We start from the raw sequence: 12,323 nt of genomic DNA on the forward strand, positions 1-12,323 counted from the left end.
TATGCCAGCAAATGTAGTGGTAATAGGCAGCCTGAACATGGATCTGGTGACCCGGGCGCCGCGGCTGCCGGTAGGCGGTGAAACGCTGATCGGTCATTCGTTTGCCACGGTTTCCGGCGGCAAGGGCGCCAATCAGGCGGTGGCCGCAGCCCGATTGGGCGCGCAGGTATCGATGGTCGGTTGCGTTGGCAACGATGACTATGGCGTGCAATTACGTGACGCCCTGCTGGCCGAGCGCATCGATTGCGACGCTGTGAGCGCGGTCGAAGATTCCAGTGGTGTGGCGTTGATCGTGGTTGACGACAACAGCCAGAACGCCATTGTCATCGTCGCCGGCGCCAATGGTGCCATGACGCCCGCAGTGATCGACCGGTTTGATGCAGTGCTGCAAGCCGCAGACGTGATCATCTGCCAGCTCGAAATTCCGGATGCCACGGTGGGGCATGCGCTCAAACGAGCGCGCGCGCTGGGTAAAATTGTCATCCTCAATCCGGCTCCGGCCAGTCGTCCACTGCCAGCAGACTGGTTTGCCGCGATCGACTATCTGATCCCCAACGAGAGCGAAGCGGCGGTGTTGAGCGGGTTGCCGGTGGACTCGCAGGAAACGGCAGAACGTGCAGCCAGCCAGTTGATCGCCATGGGCGCGGACAAAGTCATCATTACCCTCGGTGCTCAAGGCTCGCTGTTCGCCAATGGCCAAAGCTTCGAACATTTCCCGGCGCCGAAAGTGAAAGCTGTCGATACCACGGCGGCAGGCGACACCTTCGTCGGTGGTTTCGCCGCTGCGCTGGCCAGTGGCAAGTCCGAGGCCGAGGCCATTCGTTTCGGGCAGATCGCCGCCGCGCTGTCGGTAACCCGCGCCGGCGCGCAACCGTCCATTCCAACCTTATCCGACGTACAGGCCTTTAAACCCGCATGAAAAAGACTCCTCTGCTCAACGTCGCATTGTCGCGGCTGATTGCTTCTTTGGGCCACGGCGACATGGTGGTCATTGGTGATGCCGGGTTGCCCGTGCCGCCGGGTGTCGAGCTGATTGATCTGGCGCTGACCCACGGCGTGCCGGACTTCGTCAGCACCCTGAAAGTCGTGCTCAGCGAGATGCAGGTGGAAAGCCATGCGCTCGCCAAAGAAATCTTCGACAAGCAACCGACCGCGCTGAATACGCTGGAACAGTTGAATGAAGAGGGCGCTCTGGGCCGTCGCGATCTGCTCAGCCACGAGCAATTCAAGGTTCTCAGCCGACAGGCTCGGGCGATTGTTCGTACAGGTGAATGCCAGCCGTACTGCAATATCGTCCTGGTCGCCGGGGTTACGTTCTGATTTTCGATTCCACATGCACAAGGAATGCGCCATGCAACGCTATGCTCAGAAACTGCATCAATTCATCCGGAGCTTTTTGCTTTTGTCCGTAATCACTGCCACCGGCGCCCAGGCGGCGGAGAAAATCGACCTGATCATCGACACCGACCCGGGTGCTGACGATGTGGTCGCGTTGTTGTTCGCCCTGGCCTCGCCCGACGAGCTGAATATTCGCGCGCTGACCACCGTGGCCGGCAACGTGCGCCTCGACAAGACTTCGCGTAACGCACGGCTGGCACGCGAGTGGGCAGGGCGCGAAGACGTACCGGTTTATGCAGGTGCGCCGAAGCCGCTGATGCGCACGCCGATCTACGCCGAGAACATCCATGGCAAGGAAGGCCTGTCGGGTGTCACTGTGCACGAACCGAAAAAGGGGCTGGCAGAAGGCAATGCGGTCAACTACCTGATCGATACCCTGAAAAAAGCCAAGCCGCACAGCATCACGATCGCCATGCTCGGCCCGCAGACCAACCTGGCGCTGGCGCTGATCCAGGAGCCTGAAATCGTTCAGGGCATCAAGGAAGTGGTGATCATGGGCGGTGCGCACTTCAACGGTGGCAACATCACCCCGGTGGCCGAATTCAACCTGTTCGCTGACCCGCAAGCGGCTGAAGTGGTGCTGAAAAGCGGCGTGAAACTGACCTACCTGCCGCTGGACGTGACCCACAAGATTCTCACCAGTGATGCACGCCTGAAGCAGATCGCCGCGCTGAATAACAACGCGAGCAAGATTGTCGGCGACATTCTCAACGAGTACATCAAGGGCGATATGGAGCACTACGGTATTCCGGGTGGCCCGGTGCATGACGCTACCGTTGTGGCCTATCTGCTCAAGCCGGAACTGTTCACCGGTCGCTCGGTGAATGTCGTGGTGGATAGCCGTGAAGGGCCGACTTTCGGTCAGACCATCGTCGATTGGTACGACGGCCTGAAGGCGCCGAAAAATGCCTTCTGGGTGGAAAATGGCGACGCGCAAGGCTTCTTTGATCTGTTGACCGAGCGTCTGAAGCGCTTGAAGTAAGGCCAAACCCCGCAGATGCCAGTCTGCGGGGATTTATTCTCTCTCGGTATCCGGCGTGGTCTTGTGGTCGTGCTGATACCGCTCGAACACCTGCGCGATAAACGTTTGTGCGCCTTGTGTTCCCATGGTTTTGACCAGCAGATCGATGCTGATCAGCGCCAGCTCCTCCGAACTGCCCGGGCTATACGAACTGTGCCCCTTGGGCCACAAGACTTTGATGTCGGCAGTGATGCTTACGGTGCTCATGAGTGCGCTCGAAAAGTCGGGAATGTCTGAGAGCGAGTTAACCATTTTGCCGGACGTTTGGCACTGCGACTTAGGCATGAGCGCAGCGCTATGCGACACTTGGTCTTTCAAGCTTTTCCAAGGATTGTGCTGTGCAGATCGATTTGAACACCCCTGACGGCCTCACGCTCGACGCAGTGCGCCAAATGCTCGCTTCTGCCAGTGATGACGAACACACGCAGTTGCGCGTGACCAAGGGCGGTATTGCTTACATTTCTTCAGGCGTAACCGGCGGGCAGGATATTGATGGTTTGCTGTTTCGCCTGGAAACCTGGGCCAAGGGTTCGGGCTACGTGGGCAATGTCGCAGCCAGTGATGAAGTGTGGGTGATGCAGATTTTCAACGCACTGAAGGACAACTGGCCGAATCCGCCGTATGACTACATCGACGTCTACTGAGCGCCGTTAATATTCAGTCACGATTGATCGATGAAGTGCTGCGTGCGACTGAGGCACACTCGGCTTTTTTCCGGTCGTGGGGCAGGGTGATGGCCCTGGCCGTGAAACCAAACAGCGGAATGACGGTCGCACGATCTCAGCTTAACCATTTTGAAAACAAGGAGGCTTCATGCCTTTGAAGTTCGCGACACTGGGTGCACTTATGGCCGCTGCCATGTTGGCCGGTTGCAGCACGACCTCCAGCGAGTCGGCAAAGGAATCTGCGGCAACCGAAGCCGGTCACAGCCGCTGTGAAGCATCGGCGGCGGCATTCGCCATCGGCAAGAAAGCGTCGCCAGAGCTACTTGAGCAGGCGCGCGCCAAAGCCGGGGCGCAAAATGCCCGTTTCCTCAAGCCGAACGACATGATCACGCTCGAGTACCGTTCCGATCGCTTGAACCTGAACACTGACAACAACCTGGTAATCACTCGCGTCAACTGCGGCTGATTACGCACCACGTTTGTTGCAGGCATAAAAAACCCCGTCACATGGACGGGGTTTTTTTAGTGCGCCGGGAAATTACTCTGGGCGAACTTGTGCAGCTTGCATACCCTTTTGGCCTTTCTCAGCCACGAAGGAAACGGTCTGGCCTTCTTTCAGGCTTTTGAAACCGTCGCTTTCGATAGCTTTGAAGTGTACGAACAGGTCGTCACCGCCACCTTGAGGAGTGATGAAGCCGAAGCCTTTTTCATCGTTGAACCACTTAACGGTGCCGGTTTGGCGATTAGACATGGTGTATCTCCAAGAAACATATATTTTTCAGTACTGTGCTGCTCAGGCCAACTGGGCACACCCGGGTATCATAGTCGAAATGTTCGCTTTGGGAGCCCCCCGGACGTGCTGTTTGCCAATCAGTCGTGTTTTCTTTACTGCCTGTTTCGGCTGAAAGCCCCGGTTTGAAAGGCTTTGAGCGAAAAGTAAAGACAATAAAAAAACCTGTAAAACCTGCATAAATCGTCCGAAAAGGCTCAAATTCAGCCTTTTTTACGGGCGCTGAGCCGATTCAAAATGCTTTTTTACTCACTTTTTCGCCGGTGCATTTGCCTTGCATTTGGCAATTTGGCCTAGCGCTTTCTGCTGCAGTTCAGGGGTGGCCTTGTTGTCCATCAGGGACTGAATGTCGCTGGCCGGGTAGGGCTTGATTGCATCAGCGCCACAGGCGCAGTGCGATTTGGCGGCAGCTGCACCAATCTGCGGAGTCGCCGCTTGTGTGCACTGCGCCATGTACTTCTCACGCTCGCCCTTCGGCCAATCGGCGTGGGCGCTCAGCGGCAGCAGCATAACGATAGGGGCGACTACGGCGAACAGGGTATTCAGACGCATGCGAGGATGCTCCTTGTGGGTCAATGTCTTGTTATCTGAGGGCTGAAAGGCCAATCAAGTTCAGCACTCTGGCATAAAAACGGACGATTTGCCTTCTGATCAAACAGAGGCATTAGTGACCGCTCATCTGTGCTAGCATGCCGGGCTCAAGCGTTCTCAGGCTCCGGATGACCTTCAGTCCCGGCAGCGGTCAACGTGCGAATATTTCGATTTGAATCCCAGTCACTCTGGTTCGGTTTTCCGGTTGGCCGCAAGGCTCCTGCCGCTGTAAGGCAGGCGTTCGTCATTGAATGGCCTGGATCGGATCTTGTACTGGCTCATCCCAACCCACGTGACCTTTGGTAGGGGTCACCACTAGGAGAGGAGGCGCCATGCCAACTATTACTCTTCCCGACGGCAGTCAACGTTCATTCGATCACCCGGTTTCCGTAGCCGAGGTCGCGGCATCCATTGGTGCCGGTCTGGCCAAAGCCACACTGGCCGGCAAGGTCAATGGCCAACTGGTCGACGCCAGCGACATCATCAGCAGCGACGCGACCCTGCAAATCATCACGCCTAAGGATGAAGAGGGGCTGGAGATCATTCGCCACTCTTGCGCTCACCTGGTTGGCCACGCGGTCAAACAGTTGTACCCGACTGCGAAAATGGTCATCGGGCCGGTCATTGACGAAGGCTTCTATTACGACATCGCCTTCGAGCGTCCTTTCACTCCGGACGATATGGCTGCTATCGAACAGCGCATGCAGCAGCTGATCGAGAAAGATTACGACGTCATCAAGAAAGTCACTCCGCGCGCCGAAGTGATCGAAGTGTTCAAGGCCCGTGGCGAAGACTACAAGCTGCGTCTGGTCGAGGACATGCCGAACGAGCAGGCCATGGGCCTGTACTATCACGAAGAATACGTCGACATGTGCCGTGGCCCACACGTGCCGAACACGCGCTTCCTGAAATCTTTCAAACTGACCAAGCTGTCCGGTGCCTACTGGCGCGGCGACGCCAAGAACGAGCAATTGCAGCGCGTTTACGGCACCGCTTGGGCAGACAAGAAGCAGCTGGCAGCTTACATCCAGCGCATCGAAGAAGCTGAAAAGCGCGATCACCGCAAGATCGGCAAGCGTCTGGGCCTGTTCCACACCCAGGAAGAATCCCCGGGCATGGTGTTCTGGCACCCGAACGGCTGGACTCTGTACCAGGTGCTCGAGCAGTACATGCGCAAGATCCAGCGCGATAACGGCTACCTCGAGATCAAGACCCCGCAAGTCGTTGACCGCAGCCTTTGGGAGAAATCCGGGCACTGGGCCAACTACGCCGACAACATGTTCACCACTCAGTCGGAAAACCGCGACTACGCGATCAAGCCGATGAACTGCCCGTGCCACGTGCAGGTGTTCAACCAAGGCCTGAAGAGCTACCGCGAACTGCCGATGCGTCTGGCCGAGTTCGGTGCCTGCCACCGTAACGAGCCGTCGGGTGCGCTGCACGGCATCATGCGCGTGCGTGCGTTCACTCAGGATGATGCGCACATCTTCTGCACCGAAGAGCAGATGCAGGCTGAATCCGCTGCGTTCATCAAGCTGACCATGGACGTTTATCGCGATTTCGGCTTCACCGATGTCGAGATGAAGTTGTCCACTCGTCCGGAAAAACGCGTCGGTTCCGACGAGCTGTGGGATCGCGCTGAAGCTGCATTGGCTGCAGCCCTTGATTCTGCGGGCCTGCCGTACGATCTGCAGCCAGGTGAGGGCGCTTTCTATGGTCCGAAAATCGAATTCTCGCTGAAAGATTGCCTCGGTCGCGTCTGGCAATGTGGTACCTTGCAGCTCGATTTTAACCTGCCTGTCCGTTTGGGCGCTGAATACGTCTCCGAAGACAACAGCCGCAAACATCCAGTGATGTTGCACCGCGCGATCCTCGGTTCCTTCGAGCGTTTCGTCGGGATTCTGATCGAGCACTACGAAGGTGCGTTCCCTGCTTGGCTCGCGCCAACCCAGGCGGTGATCATGAATATCACTGATAAACAGGCAGATTTTGTTGCAGAAGTAGAAAAAACTCTCAACGAAAGCGGATTTCGTGCCAAGTCCGACTTGAGAAATGAAAAGATCGGCTTTAAAATCCGCGAGCATACTTTGCTCAAGGTTCCCTATCTTTTGGTTATCGGAGATAAGGAAGTCGAGATGCAGACTGTCGCTGTGCGTACTCGTGAAGGTGCTGACCTGGGCTCGATGCCCGTCGCCCAGTTCGCTGAGTTTCTCGCGCAAGCGGTTTCCCGGCGTGGTCGCCCAGATTCGGAGTAATTATTATTAAGCGTGAAATGAGACAAGATAAACGAGCTGCACCGAAAGCCCCGATCAACGAGAATATCTCGGCACGCGAGGTTCGGTTAATTGGCGCTGATGGCGAGCAGATTGGCATCGTCTCGATTGATGAAGCGCTTCGTATTGCTGAAGAAGCAAAGCTTGATCTGGTAGAAATCTCCGCAGACGCAGTCCCACCGGTTTGCCGTGTGATGGACTACGGCAAATCGATCTTCGAAAAGAAGAAGCAGATTGCCGCGGCGAAGAAAAACCAGAAGCAGATTCAGGTAAAAGAAATCAAGTTTCGTCCAGGGACGGAGGAAGGGGATTACCAGGTAAAACTGCGCAACCTGGTACGTTTCCTGAGTGATGGGGACAGGGCCAAGGTATCCTTGCGATTCCGCGGCCGTGAGATGGCCCACCAGGAGCTGGGGATGGAACTCCTCAAGCGGGTTGAAGCTGACCTGCTCGAGTACGGTTCGGTCGAACAGCATCCTAAGATGGAAGGACGCCAGCTGATCATGGTCATCGCCCCGAAAAAGAAGAAGTAATCAACAGGGCACGGCAGGCCTTCTGATTATGTTTATCAACTGAATGCGGAGTATCCGAACATGCCAAAAATGAAAACCAAAAGTGGTGCTGCTAAGCGGTTTCTGAAAACTGCTAACGGTATCAAGCACAAGCACGCTTTCAAGAGCCACATCCTGACTAAAATGTCGACCAAGCGTAAGCGTCAACTGCGCGGTAGCAGCTTGCTGCATCCGTCTGACGTGGCAAAAGTCGAGCGCATGCTGCGCCTTCGTTAATTTTAGTCAAGAATAGAGGAAGTAACTCATGGCTCGTGTAAAGCGTGGCGTCATTGCCCGTAAGCGTCACAAAAAAATTCTGAAACTTGCTAAAGGCTACTACGGCGCACGCTCCCGCGTATTCCGTGTTGCCAAGCAAGCGGTAATCAAGGCAGGCCAATACGCCTACCGTGACCGTCGTCAGAAAAAACGTCAGTTCCGCGCTCTGTGGATCGCTCGTATCAACGCTGGTGCTCGTGTTAACGGTCTGTCCTACAGCCGTTTCATCGCTGGCCTGAAAAAAGCGTCCATCGAGATCGACCGTAAGGTTCTGGCTGATCTGGCAGTGAACGAAAAAGCGGCGTTTGCTGCGATTGTCGAGAAAGCTAAAGCCACCTTGGCTTAAGTACCCCCGACAGTCACCCGGCCTCACCTCTGTGGGGCCAGGTGTTAAACGTCATAAATAGGGGAAGAGCCTTCAAGCTCTTCCCCTATTTTGTATCTGGAGTCTGTACATGGAAAACCTGGATGCGCTGGTCTCTCAAGCACTAGAGGCTGTGCAAAGCGCTGAAGATATCAATGCCCTGGAGCAAATCCGGGTTCAATACCTTGGCAAAAAGGGTGAATTGACTCAGGTGATGAAGACCCTGGGGAATTTGCCGGCAGAAGAGCGTCCGCAAGTCGGTGCGCTGATCAACGTTGCCAAGGAACGTGTTACAGGCGTTCTCAATGCGCGCATGGCTCTGTTTGAAGAAGCCGAACTGGCTGCCAAACTGTCCGCCGAATCCATTGACGTGACGTTGCCGGGCCGTGGCCAGACCTCCGGTGGTCTGCATCCGGTGACCCGGACTCTGGAACGTGTTGAACAGTTCTTCACCCGCATCGGCTACGGCATTGCCGAAGGCCCTGAGGTCGAAGACGACTATCACAACTTTGAAGCGCTCAACATCCCAGGCCATCACCCGGCCCGGTCGATGCATGACACCTTCTACTTCAATGCCAACATGCTGCTGCGCACCCATACCTCGCCGGTACAGGTCCGCACCATGGAATCGAAACAGCCGCCGATCCGCATCGTCTGCCCAGGCCGCGTGTATCGCAGCGACTCCGATATTACCCACTCGCCGATGTTCCACCAGGTTGAAGGCCTGCTGGTTGATCGCGACATCAATTTTGCCGATCTCAAAGGCACCATCGAAGAATTCCTGCGGGTGTTCTTCGAAAAAGAGTTGGCAGTACGTTTCCGTCCTTCGTACTTCCCGTTCACCGAGCCATCCGCCGAAGTCGACATGGAATGCGTGATGTGCAGCGGTAAAGGCTGCCGCGTCTGCAAGCAGACTGGCTGGCTGGAAGTAATGGGCTGCGGCATGGTTCACCCGAACGTGCTGCGCATGTCCGGCATTGATCCGGAAGAATTCTCCGGTTTTGCTTTCGGCATGGGTGTCGAGCGTCTGGCCATGCTCCGTTACGGCGTGAACGACTTGCGTCTGTTCTTCGACAACGACTTGCGGTTCCTCGCGCAATTTCGCTAGTCGTAACGAATTCTTAGGAGAGCAGGATGAAATTCAGTGAACAATGGCTGCGTGGCTGGGTTAGCCCGCAGGTAAATCGCGACGAGCTGGTTGCTCGTCTGTCGATGGCGGGCCTTGAGGTCGATAGCGTGACCCCGGCCGCCGGTGTATTCAGTGGCGTGGTGGTGGGCGAGGTGCTGAGCACCGAGCAACACCCTGATGCCGACAAGTTGCGCGTGTGCCAGGTCAGCAATGGCGCGGAAACTTTCCAGGTCGTGTGCGGTGCGCCAAACGTGCGTCCGGGCCTGAAGATTCCGTTCGCCATGATCGGCGCTGAGTTGCCGGGCGACTTCAAGATCAAGAAAGCCAAGCTGCGTGGCGTTGAGTCCAACGGCATGCTCTGCTCGCAAGCCGAGCTGCAGGTCGGTGAAGGCAACGACGGTTTGATGGAGCTGCCGGCCGATGCGCCGGTGGGCGAAGATTTCCGTGTGTATCTGGATCTGGAAGACGCCAGCATCGAGGTCGACCTGACCCCGAACCGTGGTGACTGCCTGTCGCTGGCCGGTCTGGCCCGTGAAGTCGGCGCGCTGTATGCCGCGCCGGTCACCCGTCCGGTGGTCATGGCCATTCCTGCCGTGCACGACGAAGTGCGTTCGGTAGAAGTGCTAGCCCCTGCGGCATGCCCGCGTTACCTGGGCCGCGTTATCCGTAACGTTGACCTGTCCAAGCCAACGCCGTTGTGGATGGTGGAACGTCTGCGTCGCGCCGACGTGCGCAGCATCGACGCTGCCGTCGACATCACCAACTACGTGATGCTCGAACTGGGCCAGCCGCTGCACGCCTTCGATCTCGCCGAAATCAATGGCGGCATCCGTGTGCGCATGGCGGAAGAGGGCGAGAAGCTGGTGCTGCTCGACGGTCAGGAAGTCAGTCTGCGTAGTGATACGCTGGTGATCGCTGACCACACCCGCGCACTGGCGATTGCCGGTGTCATGGGCGGTGAGCATAGCGGTGTGTCTGCAACCACTCGCGACGTCTTCCTGGAAAGTGCTTTCTTCGACCAGATCGCTGTCGCGGGCAAAGCGCGTTCCTACGGTCTGCACACCGACGCTTCGCACCGCTATGAGCGTGGTGTCGACTGGCAACTGGCCCGTGAAGCCATGGAGCGCGCCACTGGCCTGCTGCTGGACATCACTGGCGGCGAAGCCGGCCCGATCATCGAGACCGTCAGCGAACAGCACTTGCCGTCGATCGCACCGATCACCCTGCGTTCCCAGCGCATCACCCAGATGCTCGGTATGGAAATGGATTCGGTCCAGGTCGAGCGCTTGCTCGGTGGTCTGGGTCTCGGCATTACTGCCGACGGTGAAGGCCAATGGCGCGTAGAAGTGCCAAGTCATCGCTTCGACATCAGTCTGGAAGTCGACCTGATCGAAGAATTGGCTCGTCTGTACGGCTACAACCGCCTGCCGGTTCGTTACCCGCAGGCACGTCTGGCGCCGCAAGCCAAGGCTGAAGCGCGTAGTGACTTGCCGGAGCTGCGCCGTCTGCTGGTGGCGCGTGGTTATCAGGAAGCGATCACTTACAGCTTCATCGATCCGCGTCAGTTCGAACTGTTCAACCCGGGCGTCGAGCCGCTGTTGCTGGCCAATCCGATCTCCAATGACATGGCTGCCATGCGCTCGTCGTTGTGGCCGGGCCTGGTCAAGGCGTTGCAGCACAACCTCAACCGTCAGCAAGATCGCGTGCGTCTGTTCGAAAGCGGTCTGCGCTTCGTTGGTCAGCTCGAAGGACTGAAGCAAGAGCCGATGTTGTCTGGCGTGGTTTGCGGTAGCCGCCTGCCGGAAGGCTGGGCGCAAGGTCGCGACACGGTCGATTTCTTCGACGTCAAAGCCGACGTGGAAGCAGTACTGGGTTTTGCCGGTGCTCTGGATTCATTCACCTTCGCTCCGGGTAAACACCCGGCGTTGCACCCGGGTCAAACCGCGCGCATCGAGCGTGAAGGGCGTGAAGTCGGTTTCATCGGCGCCATTCACCCTGAACTGTCGAAAGCGCTGGGTCTGGATCGTCCGGTCTTCGTTTTCGAGCTGGTTCTGGCGGAAGTGGCGCTCGGTAAAATGCCGAAATTCCATGAGTTGTCGCGCTTTCCTGAAGTGCGTCGTGACCTTGCACTGATTGCGCACAAAGACGTCGCATCTGCGGCCGTACTGGACGTAATCCGTGAAAATGCAGGCGAATGGCTCACAGATCTCAGGCTGTTTGACGTGTATCAGGGTAAAGGTATTGATCCTGATAGAAAAAGCCTTGCAGTTGGCTTGACCTGGCAGCATCCATCGCGCACTCTTAATGACGATGAGGTGAATTCGACGACGCAAAATATCCTCACCTCGCTCGAAAGAAGGTTGAACGCCACGTTAAGGAAGTGACGTATGGGGGCTTTGACGAAAGCTGAGATGGCGGAACGTCTGTATGAAGAGCTGGGCCTGAACAAGCGGGAAGCCAAGGAATTGGTAGAACTGTTTTTCGAGGAAATCAGGCACGCTCTTGAAGACAACGAGCAGGTCAAATTGTCCGGTTTCGGCAATTTCGACCTTCGGGACAAACGCCAGCGGCCTGGCCGCAACCCGAAAACGGGGGAAGAAATCCCGATCACGGCTCGCCGTGTGGTCACCTTTCGTCCAGGGCAGAAGTTGAAGGCCCGAGTTGAGGCTTATGCTGGAACCAAGTCATAACGACGAACTACCCGTCATCCCGGGCAAACGCTACTTCACCATTGGTGAAGTCAGCGAGCTGTGTGCCGTAAAGCCACACGTGCTGCGCTACTGGGAGCAGGAGTTTCCTCAACTCAACCCCGTCAAACGTCGCGGAAACCGCCGGTATTATCAGCGCCAGGATGTGCTGATGATCCGGCAGATCCGCGCGCTCCTTTATGATCAAGGTTTCACCATCGGCGGCGCGCGCTTGCGTTTGTCCGGCGACGAAGCCAAAGACGACACGACTCAGTACAAGCAGATGATTCGGCAGATGATTGCCGAGTTGGAAGATGTGCTGGTGGTTCTCAAGAAATAAAAAGCAGCGTTTGAATACTTCCAGTTTTCAAACGCTTGCGCTATATTCTTGAGCGTTCTTCGAGGTGAAGAACGGTTGCAAAACCAGTCGGGGCGTAGCGCAGTCCGGTAGCGCACTAGCATGGGGTGCTAGGGGTCGAGTGTTCGAATCACTCCGTCCCGACCATATTTTTCAATGACTTAGCCGCTTTCGAGCGGCTTTGTTGTTTTTGCCATAGTGACTTTTCAAGTGACCCTGG

The 12,323-nt window shown here is 56.7% G+C and carries 16 protein-coding genes and 1 tRNA gene; 14 read left to right on the plus strand and 3 right to left on the minus strand.

The features are described 5' to 3' along the window. The first annotated feature begins 1 nt into the window (after position 1). From rbsK to BK670_RS03870, 3 genes are read left to right on the plus strand one after another with little or no spacing between them, the layout of a single operon-like run. The gene (gene rbsK, locus BK670_RS03860) at positions 2–919 is read left to right on the plus strand and encodes a ribokinase (RefSeq protein ID WP_123448675.1); all 918 of its coding nucleotides are present in this window, start codon (positions 2–4) and stop codon (positions 917–919) included. Further along, on the plus strand, positions 916–1,320 hold the full coding sequence (gene rbsD, locus BK670_RS03865; protein WP_123448676.1) for a D-ribose pyranase: 405 nt from the start codon (positions 916–918) through the stop codon (positions 1,318–1,320). The genes rbsK and rbsD overlap by 4 nt, the downstream gene beginning before the upstream one ends. Before the next feature lie 31 nt (positions 1,321–1,351). Further along, positions 1,352–2,380, plus strand: coding sequence for a nucleoside hydrolase (locus BK670_RS03870; RefSeq protein WP_007949847.1), 1,029 nt, complete (start codon positions 1,352–1,354; stop codon positions 2,378–2,380). Between the two features lie 33 nt (positions 2,381–2,413). On the opposite strand, the gene BK670_RS03875 is transcribed toward BK670_RS03870, so the two are convergent. Next, the gene (locus tag BK670_RS03875; protein ID WP_123448677.1) at positions 2,414–2,626 is read right to left on the minus strand and encodes a hypothetical protein; all 213 of its coding nucleotides are present in this window, start codon (positions 2,624–2,626) and stop codon (positions 2,414–2,416) included. Positions 2,627–2,757: 131 nt separating this feature from the next. On the opposite strand from BK670_RS03875, the gene BK670_RS03880 reads away from it, so the two are divergent. Next, positions 2,758–3,063, plus strand: coding sequence for a hypothetical protein (locus tag BK670_RS03880; protein ID WP_123448678.1), 306 nt, complete (start codon positions 2,758–2,760; stop codon positions 3,061–3,063). A 169-nt stretch (positions 3,064–3,232) separates the two neighbouring features. Then, positions 3,233–3,550: an I78 family peptidase inhibitor gene (locus tag BK670_RS03885; RefSeq protein WP_123448679.1), complete on the plus strand. Its 318-nt coding sequence runs from the start codon at positions 3,233–3,235 to the stop codon at positions 3,548–3,550. 72 nt (positions 3,551–3,622) lie between these two features. On the opposite strand, the gene BK670_RS03890 is transcribed toward BK670_RS03885, so the two are convergent. Then, on the minus strand, positions 3,623–3,835 hold the full coding sequence (locus BK670_RS03890; protein ID WP_003179963.1) for a cold-shock protein: 213 nt from the start codon (positions 3,833–3,835) through the stop codon (positions 3,623–3,625). A gap of 288 nt (positions 3,836–4,123) precedes the next feature. Continuing rightward, positions 4,124–4,426, minus strand: coding sequence for a hypothetical protein (locus BK670_RS03895; RefSeq protein ID WP_123448680.1), 303 nt, complete (start codon positions 4,424–4,426; stop codon positions 4,124–4,126). 371 nt (positions 4,427–4,797) lie between these two features. On the opposite strand from BK670_RS03895, the gene thrS reads away from it, so the two are divergent. From thrS to BK670_RS03940, 9 genes are all read left to right on the plus strand, one after another. Beyond that, positions 4,798–6,720 (plus strand): threonine--tRNA ligase, encoded by a 1,923-nt coding sequence (gene thrS / locus BK670_RS03900; protein WP_007913488.1) that lies wholly within the window; start codon positions 4,798–4,800, stop codon positions 6,718–6,720. After that, entirely contained in the window at positions 6,720–7,271 is a 552-nt protein-coding gene (gene infC, locus BK670_RS03905) for a translation initiation factor IF-3 (RefSeq protein ID WP_170929410.1), read from the plus strand. Before thrS ends, infC begins: the two co-directional genes overlap by 1 nt. 60 nt (positions 7,272–7,331) lie before the next feature. Then, positions 7,332–7,526 (plus strand): 50S ribosomal protein L35, encoded by a 195-nt coding sequence (gene rpmI, locus BK670_RS03910; protein ID WP_002553160.1) that lies wholly within the window; start codon positions 7,332–7,334, stop codon positions 7,524–7,526. A 28-nt stretch (positions 7,527–7,554) separates the two neighbouring features. Beyond that, positions 7,555–7,911: a 50S ribosomal protein L20 gene (rplT, locus tag BK670_RS03915; RefSeq protein WP_002553161.1), complete on the plus strand. Its 357-nt coding sequence runs from the start codon at positions 7,555–7,557 to the stop codon at positions 7,909–7,911. A gap of 109 nt (positions 7,912–8,020) precedes the next feature. Further along, positions 8,021–9,037 (plus strand): phenylalanine--tRNA ligase subunit alpha, encoded by a 1,017-nt coding sequence (gene pheS, locus BK670_RS03920; RefSeq protein WP_003226365.1) that lies wholly within the window; start codon positions 8,021–8,023, stop codon positions 9,035–9,037. A 26-nt stretch (positions 9,038–9,063) separates the two neighbouring features. Next, positions 9,064–11,442, plus strand: a complete 2,379-nt coding sequence (gene pheT, locus BK670_RS03925; RefSeq protein ID WP_123448681.1) for a phenylalanine--tRNA ligase subunit beta — start codon at positions 9,064–9,066, stop codon at positions 11,440–11,442. A 3-nt stretch (positions 11,443–11,445) separates the two neighbouring features. After that, the gene (ihfA, locus tag BK670_RS03930; protein WP_002553164.1) at positions 11,446–11,748 is read left to right on the plus strand and encodes an integration host factor subunit alpha; all 303 of its coding nucleotides are present in this window, start codon (positions 11,446–11,448) and stop codon (positions 11,746–11,748) included. Further along, the gene (locus tag BK670_RS03935; protein WP_003179985.1) at positions 11,729–12,085 is read left to right on the plus strand and encodes a MerR family transcriptional regulator; all 357 of its coding nucleotides are present in this window, start codon (positions 11,729–11,731) and stop codon (positions 12,083–12,085) included. The genes ihfA and BK670_RS03935 overlap by 20 nt, the downstream gene beginning before the upstream one ends. An 88-nt stretch (positions 12,086–12,173) precedes the next feature. Further along, positions 12,174–12,250, plus strand: a tRNA-Pro gene (locus BK670_RS03940). Positions 12,251–12,323: the final 73 nt, after the last annotated feature.

The sequence above is a fragment of the Pseudomonas fluorescens genome, from assembly GCF_003732425.1.
In the GTDB taxonomy this organism is placed as follows: Bacteria; Pseudomonadota; Gammaproteobacteria; order Pseudomonadales; family Pseudomonadaceae; genus Aquipseudomonas; species Aquipseudomonas fluorescens_BE.